The following is a 623-nucleotide window of genomic DNA, read 5'->3' as shown; positions in this document are numbered from 1 at the left end:
GGGCCAAATCCCGCCACATCAGCGCAGTTTCCCGGACCGCCCCATGATCCGTCTCGAAAATATCGGCAAGCAGAACGGCCGACAGATCGTCTTCATCGAAGCTTCGGCCGCCTTGCAGAAGGGCGAGAAGGTCGGGCTGGTCGGCCCGAACGGCGCCGGCAAGACGACCTTGTTCCGCATGATCATCGGTGAGGAACAGCCGGACGAGGGCCAGGTCTCGGTCGATCGCGGCGTCACCATAGGCTATTTCAGCCAGGATGTCGGCGACATGGGCGGTATGAGCGCCGTAGCCGAGGTCATGGAAGGCGCGGGGCCGGTGAGCGCGGTGGCGGCTGAGATGCGCGAGCTCGAGCACGCCATGGGCGATCCCGAGCGCGCCGACGAGATGGACGCAATCATCGAGCGCTACGGCGAATTGCAGCACCGTTTCGAGGAGCTCGACGGCTATGCGCTGGACGGCCGCGCCCGCGAGGTGCTGGACGGGCTCGGCTTCAGCCAGGAGATGATGGACGGCGACGTCTCAAAGCTCTCAGGCGGCTGGAAGATGCGCGTCGCGCTGGCACGCATCCTGTTGATGCGACCCGACGTCATGCTGCTCGACGAGCCATCGAACCATCTCGACC

General features: G+C 65.2%; 1 protein-coding gene. It reads left to right on the top strand.

The window, feature by feature from the left end:
• Positions 1-43: 43 nt before the first annotated feature.
• Positions 44-623, top strand: a 580-nt coding sequence (locus EOA24_RS40190; RefSeq protein WP_133375071.1) for an ATP-binding cassette domain-containing protein, incomplete at its 3' end; no start/stop codon positions are given.

The organism is Mesorhizobium sp. M2A.F.Ca.ET.039.01.1.1, from assembly GCF_003998035.1.
GTDB lineage: Bacteria > Pseudomonadota > Alphaproteobacteria > Rhizobiales > Rhizobiaceae > Mesorhizobium.
The sequence above is the reverse complement of the archived record's forward strand: the minus strand, read 5'-3'. Positions and strand labels throughout refer to the sequence as shown.